Here is an 18,536-nt window from a genome sequence, read left to right as displayed (position 1 = left end):
TTCAGGAACGAATTTTCAGGCAAAAAAAAGGGGAGCACATGCCCCCCCGAGGTTTAAAGCGTTGTATCGAGGCTGTTAACTCAGCCTTCGATCTCGATCAGGATTTCGCCCGGGTTCACCCGGTCGCCCTTCGCAACGTGGATGGCGGTTACCTTGCCGGCAATGGCTGCCTGGACTTCGGTCTCCATCTTCATCGCTTCGGTGATCAGGACAGCCTGGCCAGCCTTGACGGTATCGCCTTCCTTGACCAGCACGTCGACGATGTTGCCCGGCATGGTGGTGCTGACGTGGCCCGGCGCAGTGGCTTGCTTGCGCTTGCTGCTGCCGCCGCTGACGAATTCGTTGAGCGGTTCGAACACCACTTCTTCCGGCATGCCGTCGATGGACAGGTAGAAGTGACGCTTGCCTTCGGCCTTGACGCCGACACCGGTGATATCGACGCGGTAGGTTTCGCCGTGGACGTCGATGACGAACTCGGTCGGCACGCCTTCACCACCGGCCGAGGCGACGCCGCCGGCTTCTGGAATCGGCAACAGCACTTCTGGCGTCAGGGTGCCCGCAGCGCGCTCTTCGAGGAACTTGCGACCGATGTCCGGGAACATGGCGAAGGTCAGCACGTCTTCTTCGGACTTGGCCAGGGCGCCGATGTCGGCACGCAGCTTGGCCATTTCCGGCTTGAGCAGGTCGGCCGGGCGCACGTCAATGACTTCTTCGCTGCCGATGGCCTGGCGACGCAGTTGCTCGTTCACCGGGGCCGGCGCCTTGCCGTAGCCGCCTTGCAGGTACAGCTTCACTTCGTTGGTGATGGTCTTGTAGCGTTCGCCAGCCAGCACGTTGAAGAACGCCTGGGTGCCGACGATCTGCGAGGTCGGGGTCACCAGCGGCGGGAAGCCAAGGTCTTCACGAACGCGCGGGATTTCCGCCAGCACTTCACTCATTCGGTTCAGGGCGCCCTGCTCTTTCAACTGGTTGGCCAGGTTGGAAATCATCCCGCCCGGTACCTGGTTGACTTGAACACGGGTGTCGACGGCGGTGAATTCGCTTTCGAACTGGTGGTACTTCTTACGCACGGCGTAGAAATACAGGCCGATCTCTTGCAGCAGTTCCAGGTTGAGGCCGGTATCGAACTCGGTGCCTTTAAGGGCAGCAACCATCGATTCGGTACCCGGGTGGCTGGTACCCGAGGCGAAGCTGGAGATCGCAGTGTCGATGTGGTCGGCGCCGTTCTCGATCGCCTTGAGTTGGCACATCGTGGCCAGGCCAGCGGTGTCGTGCGAGTGGATGAACACAGGCAGCGACTGCTCGGCTTTCAACGCACGGACCAGTTCGCCGGTGGCGTACGGGGTCAGCAGACCGGCCATGTCCTTGATCGCCACCGAGTCGCAACCCATGGCTTCCATCTGTTTGGCTTGCGCTACGAACGCGTCGATGGTGTGCACCGGGCTGGTGGTGTAGGCGATGGTGCCCTGGGCATGCTTGCCGGCCGCTTTCACCGCTTCGATGGCCACGCGCAGGTTACGCACGTCGTTCATGGCGTCGAAGATGCGGAACACGTCGATGCCGTTGACCGCAGCCTTGGCGACGAAGGCTCTGACCACGTCGTCGCTGTAGTGACGGTAGCCCAGCAGGTTCTGTCCACGCAGGAGCATTTGCAGACGGGTGTTAGGCAGCGCCGCGCGCAGTTGGCGCAGACGCTCCCACGGATCTTCTTTGAGGAAGCGTACGCAGGCGTCGAAGGTTGCGCCGCCCCAGCATTCCAGCGACCAGTAGCCGACTTTGTCGAGCTTGTCGCAGATCGGCAGCATGTCTTCGGTGCGCATGCGGGTGGCGAGCAGCGATTGGTGGGCGTCGCGCAGGATCGTGTCGGTAACGTGGATTTTCTTGCTCATTGTTCTATTCCTCACAGGCCTGCGTGGGCGGCGATGGCGGCGGCGATGGCCAGGGCCAGCTCTTCGGGTTTGCGCTTGATCGAGTAGTTGGTCAGTTCAGGGTGGCTTTCAACGAAGCTGGTGTTGAACTGGCCGCTACGGAATTCCGGGTTACGCAGGATTTCCTGGTAGTACGCGGCGGTGGTCTTGACCCCCTGCAGACGCATGTCATCGAGGGCACGCAAGCCACGGTCCATCGCCTCTTCCCAGGTCAACGCCCACACCACCAGTTTCAGACACATGGAGTCGTAGAATGGCGGGATGGTGTAGCCGGTGTAGATCGCTGTGTCAGTACGAACACCGGGGCCGCCGGGTGCGTAGTAACGGGTGATCTTGCCGAAACTCGGCAGGAAGTTGTTTTTCGGGTCTTCGGCATTGATGCGGAATTGCAGGGCGAAACCACGGTGATGAATGTCTTCCTGTTTCACCGAAAGCGGCAGGCCGGACGCGATGCGAATCTGCTCGCGAACGATGTCGATGCCGGTGATTTCTTCGGTGATGGTGTGTTCCACCTGCACCCGGGTGTTCATCTCCATGAAGTACACCTCGCCCTCGGCGAGCAGGAACTCCACGGTACCGGCGTTCTCGTAACCCACAGCCTTGGCTGCACGCACCGACAGGTCGCCGATGTAGGCGCGCTGTTCCGGGGTCAGTTGCGGGCTCGGGGCGATCTCGATCAACTTCTGGTTACGGCGCTGGATCGAGCAGTCGCGCTCGAACAGGTGAACCACGTTGCCAAAGCTGTCGCCGAGGATCTGCGCTTCAATGTGCTTTGGATTGACGATGCATTTTTCCAGGAACACTTCCGCGGAACCGAACGCCTTGGTGGCTTCGGAGATCACGCGAGGGAAAGCTTGTTCGAGTTCTTCGCGGCTGTTGCAGCGACGGATGCCGCGACCGCCACCACCGGAGGTGGCCTTGAGCATGACCGGGTAACCGATACGGTCGCCTTCGGTCAGCGCTTCTTCGATGCCAGACACGTTGCCTTCGGTGCCCGGGGTCACCGGCACGCCAGCCTTGATCATGCTGCGGCGCGCTTCGGTCTTGTCGCCCATGCGGCGAATCACTTCAGCCGATGGACCGATGAATTTGATTCCGCGTTCGGCGCAGATGTCTGCGAGCTCGGCGTTTTCCGAAAGGAAGCCGTAGCCAGGGTGCAGCGCATCGCAACCGGTTTCCACCGCCAGGTTCACCAGCTTGCGCGGGTTCAGGTAGCCGGCCAGTGGCTCGGCACCAATGCTGTGGGCCTCATCCGCACGCTTCACATGCAAGGCATGACGGTCGGCGTCGGAATAGATCGCGACCGAGCGAATGCCCATTTCGGCGCAGGCACGCACGATTCGTACGGCAATCTCACCACGGTTGGCGATCAGGATCTTTGTTATCACTTGGAGTTTCCCTTGAGCCGGTGGTACCCACGACCTGCTAGACCAGGTCGACGCGTGACCAAATGTTTCAATTTGGTCGCGGCTCAACACTAGCGCCCACAAGGAATTAACAAAAATGAATAATTATTGGGTCATGCATAAGTAAAGACTTATAGTTGATGCGTCAGCCTAAGGTGGGAGCGTTCAGATAATGCGTAAGTCATTGATGCGTATGACATTGCGTCAGCTGCAAATTTTCAACGAAGTCTGTGATTTGCGTTCCTACAGCCGAGCAGCCGACGAAATGTCGCTCACGCAACCCGCCGTCAGCCTACAGATTCGTCAACTTGAAGAGCTGATTGGTCAGCCTTTGTTCGATTACGTTGGCAAAAAGCTCTACATGACGGAAGCCGCTGAAGCGTTACAGCGCGCCAGTCGAGACATTTTCGGGCGCCTGGAAAACCTCGATATGCAGCTGTCGGACATGCAAGGGTCGTTGCAGGGCCAATTGAAACTGGCGGTGGAATCCAGCGCCAAGTATTTCGTACCGCACCTGTTCGCCGCGTTCAAGCGCCAGCATCCGGAAGTGAACCTGCAACTGACAGTGGTCAATCGCGGGCAAGTGATTCGACGCCTGTCGGACAACCGCGATGACTTGGTGATCATGTCCATGGTGCCGCAGGACATGGGGCTGGAATTCCTGCCGTTTCTCAACAATCCGATTGTCGCGGTCGCCCCGCCGAATCATCCGCTGTGCCACATGGGACCGCTGCGCTTGCAGGATCTTGAACCTTATACGCTGTTGTTGCGCGAACCCGGTTCCGGGACGCGGATGGCTTGCGAGGAGTACTTCAAAGAGAAGCGCGTGCACTTCAACCAGACCCAGGAAGTCTCGTCAGCCGAAGCTCAGCGTGAGTGCGTGCTGGCAGGCCTGGGCGTTGCGCTGTTGACGCGCCACGCCCTGAACCTGGAACTGGCGACCGGCGGGTTGATCGAGTTACCGGTCGAAGAGCTGCCGCTGTTCCGCAGTTGGTGCCTGGTTCAGGCCAAGGCCAAACGATTGTCACCGGTGGCCCACGCATTCCTTGCGTTTGTGCGCAGCGAGCGAGTGCAGATCAGCGGCCTGGTTGAGCGTTTCGACGGGAAGCTGTCGGTGCGGCCTGCCAGTAATTGAGTTCGAGCTCGTCAGGATAATCGCCAATCTCGGCCAGAAGTTGACGGCGCTCGCAGCGATCTTCGATAGCACGGCGGAATTCCATGCGGCGCTGGTCTTCTTGCTGACGACGGGTTTTGACAGCGCTGTTGCGTTCTTCGTAAGGCAGGGCCATTTCGAGTCTCCCAAGACGAGTACGGGAGTTTCACGATAGGCGCGGGGGATGACGGTTTGGCGGCTCAAGCGTTACAGACTGATGAAAGTTTGTTGGGTACTGTGGCGAGGGAGCTTGCTCCCGCTGGGCACGTAGCGGCCCAAAAAATGGGCCTGCTGAGCAGTCCAGCGGGAGCAAGCTCCCTCGCCACAACGTCCGCGTCAATCTTGGATCAGTCGTCGAGCGCTTTCACCGACTTAGGTGACAACCGCAAGCTGCGCAGGCTGCGCTTGACGCTCTTGAGGTGGTTGACCAGGCTCGGCCCGCGCGCCATGGCCACGCCCATCGCCAACACGTCGATCACCACCAGGTGAGCGATACGCGAGGTCAGCGGCGTATAGATTTCGGTGTCTTCGTGCACATCGATTGCCAGGTTAACGGTCGACAGCTCCGCTAACGGAGTCTGGCTCGGGCAAAGAGTGATTAGCGAGGCCCCGCTTTCACGTACCAGGTTAGCGGTGATCAGCAGGTCCTTGGAGCGCCCGGACTGGGAAATGCAGATCGCTACATCGCTCGGCTTCAAGGTGACGGCCGACATCGCCTGCATGTGTGGATCGGAATACGCTGCAGCGGTCAGCAGCAATCGGAAGAACTTGTGCTGGGCATCCGCCGCTACCGCGCCCGACGCGCCGAAACCATAAAACTCGACACGCTGGGCCTGGGACATCAGCGTCACTGCTCGCTGCAATTCCACCGGATCGAGTTTCTCGCGAACCTCCATCAGGGTGTGCAGAGTGGTGTCGAAAATTTTCAGGCTGTAGTCGGCGACCGAATCATCTTCATGGATCGCAAACTGGCCGAAGCTGGCGCCGGCTGCGAGGCTCTGGGCCAGCTTCAACTTCAGGTCCTGAAACCCGGAACAACCGATGGCGCGGCAAAAACGCACGATCGTCGGTTCGCTGATGCCCACGCTGTGGGCCAGGTCGGCCATGGAACTGTGCATCACAGCCGCCGGGTCAAGCAGCACATGATCGGCGACCTTGAGCTCCGACTTGCGTAACAGGTGACGTGACTGGGCGATGTGTTGCAGCAGATTCAAAGGGCTGGACTCTTTGTTATTGGCAGTTGCCGGGGATGTAGCACGCTTGTAGTTATACTACATGAATCGGCTTTTTGCCTGCTCAATGCGTAACCATATCCCTCGATTTCAGGTGCCCGCACCTCATGTAGCAGTCGTTTTCATCGCGCCGGCGGGCCACCTTCACAAATCCTTCAATAAACGTCTTGTCCATTAATCACTTCGCTCAAAACGAGCGCTATCTATGCACCCTCCAACAAACAACATATATAACCTTACAACTCCAATAAAATTAACTCACCCACGAAGCAACTAAGATAGTTATATTCAACCGCAGGAAGCAATAATCTTAATTAAAGGATCTACACACTATGAGCATTAAAACAAAAGACTGGATTGCACAAATCGACCGCATGCCTGGCGCCCCATCTTTCCGCACCTATGGCACCGTAACGGTTGCCCACGCGGGCATTGCGCCAAAACTGGAATTTAGTCCGCTACAGGATAAATCCTTTGATCTGCGGCTGATCCTGACTATGGAAACAACCGACGAAGTTGCAATACAAGTAGAAACCGAAAAATTTGTAGAATACAAAGCGATCGGTAACTCCAATGTTACTGGCGTCAGCATTTTCTACGAAGGCGAATTGATTCACCATATTGATAAAGTTCTAATTACTCACTAATAACACTGCTGCTTCCTGACTTCCCGTCGGCTTTCAAATGAGTCCGACGGGAAATTTTCCCGCTAATCTGAGCACTGTGCCCTAAGCAGAGTCGCCAATCCCTCAGCCTCGATGGGTCGACTGATCAAATACCCCTGCACCTCGTCGCAGCGCTCGTTTTTAAGGAATTCAAGCTGCTCCGGCCGTTCTACCCCTTCAGCCACTACCTTCAGCGATAAACCGTGAGCCATGGCAATGATTGCCCGCGTAATCGCCGCGTCTTCACTGCCCTCGCCCAAGCCACGAATGAACGCCTGATCGATCTTCACGTAATCGACAGGAATTCGTTTCAGGTAGCTCAAGGACGAATAACCGGTACCAAAATCGTCGATAGCCAGTTTCACCCCCAGATCACGCAACTGTTGGAACGTCGCGATAATGTGTTCGACGCTGTCCAGCAACTGGCTTTCCGTGAGTTCCAATTCCAGGTAATGCGGCGCAAGCCCGGTTTCTTCCAGCACCTGACGTACAAGGCTGACCAATTTGCCCTGACGCAACTGATGCACCGACAAATTGACCGAAACGCGAATCGGCTCAAGCCCCTGGCGCTGCCACTCACAGGCTTGCCAGCAGGCCTGGCGCAACACGAACTCGCCGATCGGCCCGATCAACCCCGTTTCCTCCGCCAGACCGATAAAATCTCCCGGCGGCACGCGACCCATGGTCGGGTGGTCCCAGCGTACCAACGCCTCGGCGGCGTTCAGCTTGCCCGTGACGAGGCAAAGTTTCGGTTGGTAAAACACCTTCAACTGTTTCTCTTCAATAGCTTTGCGCAGGTGGTTTTCCAACTGCAATCGCTCCAGCGTGCTGGCTTGCAGGCTATCGGTGTAGAACTGGAAATTGTCGCCACCCAAATGCTTGGCGTGTTGCATGGCCATGTTCGACTGGCTGACCAACGCGGAGATTTCCCGCGCGTTGTCCGGCAACAGGCTGATGCCCATGGAGGCGCTGATCACCAGTTCATGCCCCTCGACAGTCACCGGCAAACGCAATTTCGTGGCCAGGCGTGTCGCTACACGCGCCAGACTCGAAAGGTTGCCGTACGAATTGAACAGCACGGCAAACTCGTCGCCCGACAAACGCGCGATGGTGTCGGCCTCGGGCAACGCGTTGATCAATCGCCGGGCCATTTTCTGCAACAGCTGATCGGCGACTTCATGGCCGAGGCTGTCGTTGAGTTGTTTGAATCGATCCAGGTTGATGTGCAGCAACGCCAGGCTGCGATAGCCGCCCTGGCGCACGCGCTGATGTGCTTCGTTAAGCCGTTCACGAAACATCGATCGGTTGGCCAGGCCCGTGAGTTCGTCGTAATGGGTCAGGTAGCGCATGCGCTCCTCGGACTCGCGCCGGGCAGAAAGATCGGCGAAGAAGCCGACGATATGGCTCACTTTCCCTCGCGTATCGCGCACCGCGCTCAACTGTAGCCATTGCGGATACATCTCGCCGTTCTTGCGGGTTTCCACCAGTTCGCCCTGCCAGCTGCCATGCTGTTCCAGTGCCTGATGAATCACTGCGTAGTGCCGGCGGGCATCACGGCTGCATGGCAGCTCGACCACGCTGCGTCCGAGCATGTCCTCGATGTCGTAGCCGGTCACACGACTGAACGCCTGATTGACCGCGATCAGGGCGTAATTCGGATCGAAAATCACGATGCCTTCGCTGGCCGCCTCGAATACGGTGGCTGCCAATTGCCGCTGCTCCTCCAGCGCCTTGCTGACACTGATGTCGCGGCGGGTGCCGACCATGCGGATCACCCGGCCGTTTTCGTCGCGCTCGACCGCTCGCCCCCGGTCCTCGATCCACACCCAATGGCCGTCGCTATGACGCACGCGGTACTCGACCTGATAATCCTCGGTACGCCCTTTCAAATGATCAACCAGCGCTCTTCTCAATACCGGAAGATCTTCGGGATGCAGGCGTGGCTTTAGGTGGCGGAGCATTGCCGTCACGAATTCCGGCTCCAGGCCGAACAATTCCTGAATCTGTGTGTGATGGACCTCGTCGGTTTGCAGGTTCCAGTCCCACAGCCCCAGCTCACTGGCCTTCAACGCCAGCCCAAGACGCGCCTCACTTTTGCTTAGCGCCTGGTTGGCGGCATCCAGCTCCAGACTGCGCTGGGCGACCCGGTTTTCCAGATCGACCTGGATTTCGCGCAATTCGTCCTCGGCGCGCCGCCGCTGCTCGACTTCTTCTGCCAATTTCTGATTGAGCTGGTCGCTGCGGTTCTGCGCTTGCTGCAAATGTTCGATCAGTGACTGATTCTGAAAGCGTCGCATCAAGCCCCTGTCGATCAGCCGATTGACTTGCCAGGCCACGACACTCAACGCGCCCAGCAAAATCAGGCCGAACCAGCCCCATCCCTGCTGTTGTTCGTCACCACCCCAGAACATATAAGCAATGGCCGGCAACAGGCAGGGCAAGGTAAACGACAGGAATGCCGGCAGGCTGACCGCGTAGGCCACGCTGGCCGAAAGGGCCGCCGCGCCGATCAGGCCGAAAACCCAGGCTTGCTGGATGAAATTGTCGGCGGGCACCAGCGCGATGCCGGCGCCGGCCAGGGTCAGGCCAGTGAGCCCGGAACCCAGCAGAAACATCCGTCGCCAGATCGGATGGGCCTGACGGTTGGGAATCGCCGAGTCGAAGGCCGCCACCTGGATCACACGCAACGCCACCAGCGACAGCAACCACACCAGCCAAACGGTGACCAGGAAATAACGCTGCGGACTCCAGAGTAATCCGGCACAGACAAGACCATTGATCAACATGAACAGGGTGGGCAGCAATGAGCCCTGATAAAGCAGGCGCGTGCGTTCAACCGCCATTTCCATGGCGTATTGCTTGCGGATAACCCGGGGCTCCACAGTAGGGCCCGACAGGTCGAAGCTGAGGGTCATAGGCAATGTTCTTGTTCTTATAATGATGAGCATGGGCCCGAAACGTCGACGGAGCATACACAAGCAAGTGCCCGGACCAAACTGCTCCCGATCAAAAAACAGACAAAAGTTTCGACCCCCGGACCGTGCACAAAACCCGCCGGACGAGCCCCATCAATGTTTGCAGCCAATGACTGACCGGTCGTCCCTCGCGTATCTTTCATCGGCTAAAGCAAAGCGATGTTTGCCCGGTGTGGCGCGGCCCCCTAGAATGCCCCGATGCGCGATGATCTCTCCCTTCTGCTGAACTCCCTCAACGATGCCCAACGCCAGGCCGTAGCTGCCGCCGTGGGTCGTCAGTTGGTCCTGGCCGGTGCTGGCTCCGGTAAAACCCGAGTGCTGGTGCACCGTATCGCCTGGTTGATCCAGGTCGAGAACGCCTCCCCCCACTCCATCCTGTCGGTGACGTTCACCAACAAGGCTGCCGCCGAGATGCGTCATCGCATCGAGCAGTTGATGGGTATCAACCCGGCCGGCATGTGGGTCGGCACCTTCCACGGCCTGGCGCACCGCTTGTTGCGGGCGCACTGGCAGGAAGCCGGGCTGAGCCAGACCTTCCAGATCCTCGACAGCGATGACCAGCAACGGCTGGTCAAGCGGGTGATCCGCGAGCTTGGGCTGGACGAGCAACGCTGGCCGGCCCGTCAAGCCCAGTGGTTCATCAATGGGCAGAAAGACGAAGGTCTGCGCCCGCAACACATTCAAGCCAGTGGCGATTTGTTCCTGGCGACCATGCGCAGCATCTATGAAGCCTACGAGGCCGCGTGCTTGCGCGCCGGCGTCATCGACTTCTCCGAACTGTTGTTGCGTGCTCTTGATCTGTGGCGCGATCACCCAGGCTTGCTGGCGCACTATCAGAAACGCTTCCGTCACATTCTGGTGGACGAGTTCCAGGACACCAACGCCGTGCAGTACGCCTGGTTGCGGCTACTGGCCAAGGGCGGCGACAGCCTGATGGTGGTCGGCGATGACGATCAGTCGATCTACGGCTGGCGTGGCGCGAAAATCGAGAACATTTATCAGTATTCCGACGATTTCCCGGATGCAGAGATCATTCGCCTGGAGCAAAACTACCGCTCTACGGCTGGCATCCTGAAAGCCGCCAACGCCTTGATTGCTAACAACACCGGCCGCATGGGCAAAGAGTTGTGGACCGATGGCGGCGACGGTGAAGCGATCAATCTGTACGCCGCTTTCAACGAACACGATGAGGCTCGCTACGTTGTCGAAACCATCGAAAGCGCGCTGAAAACTGGCCTGGCTCGCAGCGATATCGCGATTTTGTACCGCTCCAACGCCCAATCTCGGGTTTTGGAAGAAGCCTTGCTGCGCGAACGCATCCCGTACCGCATCTATGGCGGTCAGCGCTTCTTCGAACGGGCTGAAATCAAAAACGCCATGGCCTACCTGCGCTTGCTCGAAGGCCGTGGCAACGATGCCGCGCTGGAACGGGTGATCAACGTACCGGCCCGTGGCATCGGAGAGAAAACCGTCGAAGCGATTCGCGACCATGCGCGCCACAGCGATCTGTCGATGTGGGAAGCGATGCGTCAACTGGTGGCCAACAAGGGCGTTACCGGCCGCGCAGCCAGTGCGCTGGGGGCGTTTATCGAGCTGATCGAAAACCTCGCCGCCAAGTGCATGGAGATGCCGCTGCACCTGATGACCCAGACTGTCATCGAGCAGTCAGGTTTGATCGCCTACCACGAAGCGGAAAAAGGCGAGAAAGGTCAGGCGCGAGTAGAAAACCTTGAGGAATTGGTCAGCGCCGCGCGCAACTTCGAAAACAGCGAAGAAGACGAGGATCTGACGCCATTGGCGGCGTTCCTCGGACACGCTTCGCTTGAAGCCGGTGATACCCAGGCCGACGAGCACGAAGACAGCATTCAGTTGATGACCCTGCACAGTGCCAAAGGCCTGGAATTCCCTTACGTGTTCCTGGTGGGCATGGAAGAAGGCCTGTTCCCGCACAAGATGAGCCTGGAAGAACCCGGCCGTCTTGAGGAAGAGCGCCGTCTCGCCTATGTCGGCATTACCCGGGCCATGCAGAACCTGGTGATGACCTATGCTGAAACCCGACGCCTTTATGGCAGCGAGACCTACAACAAGGTGTCGCGCTTCGTACGCGAAGTGCCGAAAGGCCTGATTCAGGAAGTTCGACTCTCTAACAGCGTCAGTCGTCCGTTTGGTGGTAACCAGTCGATGAGCGGTGGCAGCCTGTTCAGCGGCAGCGAAATCCCGCAAACCGGCTTCAGCTTGGGACAGACCGTGCGCCACTCGATATTCGGTGACGGCGTGATCCTCAACTTCGAAGGCGCCGGGGCGGCGGCTCGGGTGCAGGTGAATTTCAGCGAAGGCAGCAAGTGGCTGATGCTGGGTTATGCGAAGCTGGAAGCGATCTAAGGGCTGCCGGGTCGTCCTTCTGTGGAAGCGAGCCTGCTGGCGATAGCGCACAATCAGTCGATATTATTTTTTGATCGAGAATCCGTCATCGCGAGCAGACTCGCTCACACAGTTAATCCGACATGATCCTGTTGGCGCTGTGCCGCTACTCATCCCTCCTACAGAACTTATCCACTCATCCTACAGACCAAAGTTAACAAGCCTTATTGCTCTGACTGAAGCTGAATGCGACCTGTCAGGCAAAAGCCCGAAACACTCTGCCGCTAGCCAGTAACACTTCAGCTGTGCAACATGGCGCGCGTGCCTTCCACAAATGGGAATTCCCTTTATGAAACGTTTTCTTAGCATCGCCATGGCGTTGTGCATCGGCCTGACGATGAGTCTCGACGTCAATGCCGCCAAGCGCTTCGGTGGTGGCAAAAGCGCCGGCGCTGCGCCGACTCACCAAACCAGCCAGATGGCTCCTTCTTCTCCAGGCATGGGCGGCGCTGCGGCGACCGCTGGTGCAGCCGGTGCCGCTGGCGCCGCAGCCAAGGCCGGTGGCGCTTCGCGCTGGCTCGGCCCTCTGGCCGGTATCGCCGCCGGTGGGTTGCTGGCGTCCATGTTCATGGGCGACGGTTTCCAGGGCATGCAGATCTTCGACATCCTGATCATGGCGGTCATCGCCTTCCTGGTCTTCCGTTTCATCGCCGCACGTCGTCGCAAGCAGCACGAGCAATACGCTCCGGCTGGCCATGCGCCGATGCAGCGTGAAGCTTTCGAACACAAGCCTGCAGGCGGTTCGATCTTCGGTGGTTCGGCTGCACCGGTTGCCGCTCGTCCGGTCATCAATGCTCCGGCCTGGTTCAATGAAAAGAATTTTGTCGAAGCAGCCCGCAACCACTTCCAGTCCCTGCAGCAACACTGGGACGCCAACGAAATGGACAAGATTTCCGAGTTCGTGACCCCGCAGATGCTGGAGTTCCTGAAACGCGAACGTGCCGATCTGGGCGACGGCTTCCAGTCCACCTACATCGATAACCTTGTTGTACAACTGGACGGCGTGGATGATCGTGCCGACAAGACCATCGCCACCCTGACCTTCAGCGGTGTGTCGAAAACCTCGCGTTTCGATCAGGGCGAAGTGTTCAGCGAAAGCTGGAACATGGAGCGTGCACAAGGCGAGAACCAGCCTTGGCTGGTCGCCGGTATCCGCCAGAACGGCTGATTCCCCTCCGCGCTTCATTTGCTGTAATAAAAACCCCGGCCTCGGCCGGGGTTTTCTATTTCGCGGTTGCATCTATAGCGAGCTACTGTATAAACCGCCCCATATAAACCGCGCCATACAAGCAAGAGGATCCCGGACGTGGAAGAAATCATCGAACAACTGCGTGAAGCCAACGAACCGGTACCGGTCCCCTTGGAGCTGCCTGACGAAGACATGCTGGTAGAAATCGAAGAACAACTGTTCATCGACATTCCGTTCGTCTTCAGAGAGTTTTTGCTGACTGTCAGCGACGTGGTCTACGGCAGCCTGGAGCCGGTGACCGTCACCGACCCGCAATCCCATACCTATTTGCCGGACGTTGCAGCCAATGCGTGGGACGCTGGCGTTGATCGCAGCCTGATCCCGATCTGTCAGGACGGTGATGATTACTACTGCGTCGAAGAAGACGGCACCGTGGTGCTTTGGCAGGCCGAAGAAGAGCTGATCGCCGAAGAAACCTGGGAGTCGGTGTGGCACTGGGCGCGGGACGTCTGGCTGGAAAGTTAAGTCAGCTGACGGCCCATCGGGTCAATGCCCCGGGGAATCCTTGTGGTTGTCCAGGGTATCCAGCAAAGCCACCTGCATCCGCGTGTGAACGCGGATAAACCAGCGCCATAGCAGCGCCGCCACGGCGGCCGCGACTACGGCGATCAGCACCAGTAACTTGTTGGTCGGCAGAATACTGGCCGACAAGGCTGCCAACAGCAGGAAAATCACCAGCAGCGAAAGGATCGGGATTACTTCCGAAATCACCCGACGCACTCGCTGTGTGTGGCGGCCGGCCATCTCCGGCTTCACACCCATTTCCGCCAGCAACATCGACAGCGCCTTGAGCTTTCGATACGCGGCAATCAGGAATGGCAGTGACAACAGCAGCGCTCCACCCCAGATCAACGCTTTCTGCCAGCTCGGGTCGCTGATCCAGCCTTGAAGGTAACTGGACATGCGTTCGGCGAAGTAGGCGCCTGCGAAGAAGATCGCAATCACCAGCGCCAGATTGACGCCCACCTGCAGCAAAATGCGTCGAATCATCGAAGCCAGCAAAGCACCCTCACCTTGCGGCTGGATACTGCGCAGCCATTCACCATACATCCCCAACACTCGGCCCAGTCGCTGCGGCATCACGGCGGCAAGCTTGATCGACAACGGGTCTGCGGCACGAATCAAGTAGGGCGTGAGCAACGTGGTGATCACAGAAACCGCCACGGCCACCGGATACAAGAAGTTACTGGTGACCTGCAGGGTCATGCCCAACGCAGCAATGATGAAAGAAAATTCGCCAATCTGTGAAAGACCCATGCCGACGCGCAGTGAGGTGCGTCCGTCATTGCCAGCGATAAAAGCACCCAGGCCGCAGGACAGCATTTTGCCCAGCACTACGGCTACGGTGATCACCGCAATCGGCCAAGCGTATTGCAGGAGGATCATCGGATCGAGCATCAATCCGATGGCGACAAAGAAAATGGCGCTGAACAAGTCGCGAACCGGTTCGATCAAGCGCTCGATCTTCAGCAACTGTCGGGATTCGGCCATGATCGCGCCAATCAAAAACGCGCCGAGCACCATGCTGTATTCGAGTTTGACCACCAGCAGGCAGAAGCCGAAACACAGGCCCAGCACCGTGATCAGCAGCATTTCGTTGCTTTCGAATTTGGCCACGTAGGCCAGCAAACGCGGCACCAACAAAATGCCAATGACCAGCGCGACGATCATGAATAGTGAAAGTTTGCCAACGGTGGAAAACACTTCGCCGGAGCTTACGGTGCCGCTGACTGCGATGCTTGATAGCAAGGCGATGATGCCGATACCCAGGATGTCTTCGACGATCAGTACACCGAAGATCAACTGCGCAAATCGCTGATTCTTCATCTTCAGATCGTTGAGTGCCTTGACGATGATGGTGGTCGAGGAAATCGCCAGAATCGCGCCGAGGAACAGCGAATCCATGGTATTCCATTCAAACCAGCGGCCGATTTCATAGCCGATCCAGATCATCAGCACGATTTCCAGGAACGCCGCGATAAACGCTGTAGCGCCGACCTTGAACAGCTTGCGCAGGCTGAACTCCAGACCGAGGCAGAACATCAGGAAAATCACCCCGAGTTCGGCCAGGGTCTTGATGGTTTCTTCGTCGTGGATCAGGCCGAACGGCGGGGTATGCGGGCCAATGATGAAGCCGGCCACGATGTAACCCAGGACCACTGGCTGTTTGAGGCGGTGGAAAAGCACCGTCACCACACCTGCGACCAACATGATCACTGCCAGATCCTGAATGAAACTGATGGCATGCATGGTGTCGGCTCCTTTTTGGGTGACAAACGCTCAACCGCCGAACGAGGGAAATGTCCGATCGAGCAGAGTAAAAAATCCGCATTCCGCGTAGGAATTTGCCCTTTGGGCTGGGCTTTTGCAGGGTAACACCGCGACTTCCGGCAGAAAGGCGGTGCAATATATGGAAACAGATCGATCCGGCGTGACGGCGATCAATCGCCCGGCGTCCCGATAACTGTTGGTTTGAAAAAACCGCGCAGGCACCCGCAGAGGTGCGTCCCTCAAACCTTGCCTTGATCCGTGAGAACGCTATGGAACCCGGAAACGCCCAACTGTCGATGACGGTATTGATGACCCCCGACATGGCCAACTTCTCTGGCAATGTTCACGGCGGGACCCTGCTCAAATACCTCGACGAAGTTGCTTACGCCTGCGCCAGCCGTTATGCCGGCCGATATGTGGTAACCCTGTCGGTGGATCAGGTGATCTTCCGTGAGCCGATCCATGTCGGCGAACTGGTGACCTTCCTCGCTTCGGTCAATTACACCGGCAATACCTCGATGGAGGTGGGTATCAAGGTGGTGACTGAAAATATCCGTGAGCGCTCGGTGCGCCACACCAACAGTTGCTTCTTTACGATGGTGGCGGTGGATGACCAGCGCAAACCCGCCTCCGTGCCGCCGTTGCAACCGCAGAACAGCGAAGACAAGCGCCGCTTTATCCAGGCGCAGCAGCGTCGCCAGATTCGTCAGGAACTGGAAAAGCGCTATCAGGAAATCAAGGGCGACGCTTAAAGCAAAAGATCGCAGCCTGCGGCAGCTCTTTGGAACAGCCGCAGACTACGATCTCTTCGCCGTGACCTGATTACAAACTGATTGCCACCGCCTCGAACCGCACCCGCGGGTGGGCAATCCGATCCTGAGCGCGCACCAGTTCCAGTTCATAACTGGCGCAGGCCTGAGTTTCCAACAACACCTCATGCACCGCCGACGCGGCGAATTCAAAAGCAGCCACCAGGCTATCGCCCAATAACACGCGAGCCAGGAACAGCCCGGAAGTCAGGTCGCCCACGCCCACCGGCTGCCGCGGAAATGCCAGCATCGGACGCTGCAGAAGCCAACTGCCTTCGGTCGTCACCAGCAGCATTTCGAAGACGTCCGGGGTTTTTCCAGGATAGTCCAGGTGCTTGACCAGTATCGCTTTCGGGCCACGCGCCAGCAGCGCTCGCGCCATCGCCAGGCAATCGAAAAGCGACTGAGGCTTGCGTCCCGAGAAGCTGTCGAGTTCCAGTTGATTAGGGCACATGAAGTCGGCCACGGCGGCAGCCTCTTCCAGCAGGAAATCGCTGACTTCCGCCGGTACGCTGCAGCCCTTCTCCGGATGCCCCATTACCGGGTCGCACAAATACAGCGCTTTGGGATTCATCGACTTGATCCGCGCCACCCCCGTGAGAATGGCCCGACCTTGGGCAGCACTACCCAGATAGCCCGACAACACCGCATCGCAATTGCCCAACTCGCCAATCGCCGCAATGCCTTCAACCAGATCCGGAATCTGGTGGGGTGCCAACACCTCTCCCGTCCATTGGCCGTACTGGGTATGGTTGGAGAACTGTACGGTATTGAGCGGCCAGACATTCACTCCAACCCGCTGCATCGGGAAAACCGCGGCACTGTTGCCGGCGTGACCGAACACCACGTGGGACTGGATAGCGAGCAGATGGGGCGTACGTTTCATGCGGTGAGTTATCCGTAAAACGATTGAAATTCGAGCCACGCAGTATGCGACTAAACGCAGCCTGTACGACAGACCGGCGACGCAGTTAAGCTGACACTATCTTGTTGGAGCACCCTGTTAATGCTGACCCTTGGAAATATTTTCGTGCTGATGCTGCTCGCCACCGGCGGCGCCTGGCTTTGGCACAACCACGGCTTGCGCGAACGTGCACTGGAGAGGGTCAAGCAGCATTGCAGCAAACTCGGGATCGAGTTGCTGGATGGCAACGTGGCACTGAAAAAAATCGCCTTGATCAAGGATGCCAACGGTCGTCGACGTCTGGCCCGAGTGTATAACTTCGAATTCACCGTGACCGGCGAATCCCGTCACAACGGCACGATCACGCAATTTGGAGCCCACAGTGCGCAGATCGAACTGGCTCCCTACCCAATGCCGTTCGACGACACACCTGCGGTCGTCGATGTAGCGAAGCCCAGCGCGGAAATCATCGAACTGAGCCATTGGCGGCAGGAACACACCAAGTGGCGGCCTTGAGGCTGCGATCTTTTGATTTTTAGCCTACCCGGCAGTCAGCCAGATCTACTTGCAACACTTCAACATCTTGCGGCTCACCGAATATCAGTTCAATTCGCGAATCCTGTCGCCATTCGCTGGACTGCCATTGCGGGGCAGAATTATCCAGCGCATTCGCCGAGACCCAGCCCTCGACGCTGTGGATAACCAGTTTAGCCCGCCGCCAAGCGAGGCTTTCAAGCCATCGGCCGACAAGCGTTGCATCGAATATCTGACTCGGATGCCAGCGCCAGCCAATGCTCCAGCCACCTTCCTGTCTCTGACTCACACAAATCGGCAAAGCCGGGTCAGTCCAGATTGCCGGAATCTGTGCCAGTCCTTTGGGTGGGATGAAGTTATCCACACCCACCACCGCCTTAGCATCAAGACCGGGCAACTCGCTCAACGGCAGAACAGCTTGCTGCGTCCAGTACACCGGGCGTATCGGCAACTTCGCCGCTATCCGCCGGCGATCAGCATCGTCGAGACCTTCAGACTTGTTCATCAGCAATAGCCCGGCACTTTCAAGTGCCTCCTCTTGAGCTTCAGGCAACGGTTTGCCAACGGCCAGCGCCTGGGAATCCAGCACCAGTACACATAGCTGAACGCTCAGTACACCTTGCCACGGCGCCTCGCTTAACTGTCTCAGTAACTGCGCCGGATGCCCCAGCCCGGACGGTTCAATGAACAGCCGATCCGGTTTCGCCTTGCGCAGCAAACGGCCGAGTCCGATCTGAAACGGCGCGCCGTTGACGCAACACAAACAGCCGCCGGCCACTTCGCCCAGTGAGATACCATCGGCATCACGGGTCAGCAGCGCAGCATCGATACCGATCTGGCCGAACTCATTGATCAGCACCGCCCAACGCTCACTGTCCGGGCGTTGCGCCAGCAGATGTTTGATCAGGCTGGTCTTGCCGGCGCCCAAAGGCCCGGCGATGACGTGGGTTGGAATGTTCTGCAGCATGGTCGACGTTATCTGAGGAGGT

The 18,536-nt window shown here is 58.2% G+C and carries 15 protein-coding genes; 7 read left to right on the top strand and 8 right to left on the bottom strand.

The annotated features are described in order from the left end of the window. Positions 1-80: 80 nt before the first annotated feature. Positions 81-1,889: a sodium-extruding oxaloacetate decarboxylase subunit alpha gene (gene oadA, locus ABVN21_RS23555; protein WP_339552487.1), complete on the bottom strand. Its 1,809-nt coding sequence runs from the start codon at positions 1,887-1,889 to the stop codon at positions 81-83. An 11-nt stretch (positions 1,890-1,900) separates the two neighbouring features. Continuing rightward, complete coding sequence (locus ABVN21_RS23550) at positions 1,901-3,316, bottom strand: acetyl-CoA carboxylase biotin carboxylase subunit (RefSeq protein ID WP_131108079.1); 1,416 nt, start codon at positions 3,314-3,316, stop codon at positions 1,901-1,903. Positions 3,317-3,506: 190 nt separating this feature from the next. On the opposite strand from ABVN21_RS23550, the gene ABVN21_RS23545 reads away from it, so the two are divergent. Further along, positions 3,507-4,469, top strand: coding sequence for a LysR family transcriptional regulator (locus ABVN21_RS23545; RefSeq protein ID WP_339552486.1), 963 nt, complete (start codon positions 3,507-3,509; stop codon positions 4,467-4,469). Here the strand turns inward: ABVN21_RS23545 and ABVN21_RS23540 are convergent. Continuing rightward, positions 4,411-4,623 (bottom strand): hypothetical protein, encoded by a 213-nt coding sequence (locus ABVN21_RS23540; protein WP_339552485.1) that lies wholly within the window; start codon positions 4,621-4,623, stop codon positions 4,411-4,413. The genes ABVN21_RS23545 and ABVN21_RS23540 overlap by 59 nt on opposite strands. A gap of 211 nt (positions 4,624-4,834) precedes the next feature. Next, positions 4,835-5,701, bottom strand: a complete 867-nt coding sequence (hexR, locus tag ABVN21_RS23535) for a transcriptional regulator HexR (protein ID WP_025131545.1) — start codon at positions 5,699-5,701, stop codon at positions 4,835-4,837. 350 nt (positions 5,702-6,051) lie between these two features. Here hexR and ABVN21_RS23530 point away from each other — a divergent pair, with 350 nt between their 5' ends. After that, entirely contained in the window at positions 6,052-6,366 is a 315-nt protein-coding gene (locus ABVN21_RS23530; protein ID WP_339552484.1) for a hypothetical protein, read from the top strand. A gap of 62 nt (positions 6,367-6,428) precedes the next feature. Here ABVN21_RS23530 and ABVN21_RS23525 read toward each other — a convergent pair whose 3' ends face one another. Next, a complete protein-coding gene (locus ABVN21_RS23525) occupies positions 6,429-9,299 on the bottom strand; it encodes an EAL domain-containing protein (protein WP_339552483.1) in 2,871 nt (956 codons plus the stop codon). Positions 9,300-9,557: 258 nt separating this feature from the next. Here ABVN21_RS23525 and uvrD point away from each other — a divergent pair, with 258 nt between their 5' ends. From uvrD to ABVN21_RS23510, 3 genes are all read left to right on the top strand, one after another. Then, a complete protein-coding gene (gene uvrD / locus ABVN21_RS23520) occupies positions 9,558-11,741 on the top strand; it encodes a DNA helicase II (RefSeq protein ID WP_339552482.1) in 2,184 nt (727 codons plus the stop codon). Between the two features lie 328 nt (positions 11,742-12,069). Continuing rightward, positions 12,070-12,948 (top strand): Tim44 domain-containing protein, encoded by an 879-nt coding sequence (locus ABVN21_RS23515; protein WP_339552481.1) that lies wholly within the window; start codon positions 12,070-12,072, stop codon positions 12,946-12,948. A 138-nt stretch (positions 12,949-13,086) separates the two neighbouring features. After that, the gene (locus tag ABVN21_RS23510) at positions 13,087-13,494 is read left to right on the top strand and encodes an SMI1/KNR4 family protein (RefSeq protein WP_034149364.1); all 408 of its coding nucleotides are present in this window, start codon (positions 13,087-13,089) and stop codon (positions 13,492-13,494) included. Between the two features lie 21 nt (positions 13,495-13,515). On the opposite strand, the gene ABVN21_RS23505 is transcribed toward ABVN21_RS23510, so the two are convergent. Then, entirely contained in the window at positions 13,516-15,279 is a 1,764-nt protein-coding gene (locus ABVN21_RS23505; RefSeq protein ID WP_339552480.1) for a cation:proton antiporter, read from the bottom strand. Between the two features lie 290 nt (positions 15,280-15,569). On the opposite strand from ABVN21_RS23505, the gene ABVN21_RS23500 reads away from it, so the two are divergent. After that, positions 15,570-16,052 carry an acyl-CoA thioesterase gene (locus ABVN21_RS23500; RefSeq protein ID WP_339552479.1) on the top strand — a complete coding sequence of 161 codons (483 nt, stop codon included), beginning with the start codon at positions 15,570-15,572 and terminating at the stop codon, positions 16,050-16,052. Between the two features lie 70 nt (positions 16,053-16,122). Here the strand turns inward: ABVN21_RS23500 and pdxY are convergent, their stop codons facing one another. Next, positions 16,123-16,995, bottom strand: a complete 873-nt coding sequence (gene pdxY / locus ABVN21_RS23495) for a pyridoxal kinase PdxY (RefSeq protein ID WP_339552478.1) — start codon at positions 16,993-16,995, stop codon at positions 16,123-16,125. Between the two features lie 120 nt (positions 16,996-17,115). Between pdxY and ABVN21_RS23490 the strand changes: the two genes are divergently transcribed. After that, positions 17,116-17,529: a DUF3301 domain-containing protein gene (locus tag ABVN21_RS23490; protein WP_339552477.1), complete on the top strand. Its 414-nt coding sequence runs from the start codon at positions 17,116-17,118 to the stop codon at positions 17,527-17,529. A gap of 19 nt (positions 17,530-17,548) precedes the next feature. Here ABVN21_RS23490 and ABVN21_RS23485 read toward each other — a convergent pair whose 3' ends face one another. After that, positions 17,549-18,514 carry a CobW-like GTP-binding protein gene (locus tag ABVN21_RS23485; protein WP_339552476.1) on the bottom strand — a complete coding sequence of 322 codons (966 nt, stop codon included), beginning with the start codon at positions 18,512-18,514 and terminating at the stop codon, positions 17,549-17,551. Positions 18,515-18,536: the final 22 nt, after the last annotated feature.

Source organism: Pseudomonas sp. MYb327, assembly GCF_040438925.1.
Lineage (GTDB): Bacteria > Pseudomonadota > Gammaproteobacteria > Pseudomonadales > Pseudomonadaceae > Aquipseudomonas.
Note: the sequence above shows the minus strand (reverse complement) of the source record. Positions and strands in the feature narration are given on the sequence as shown.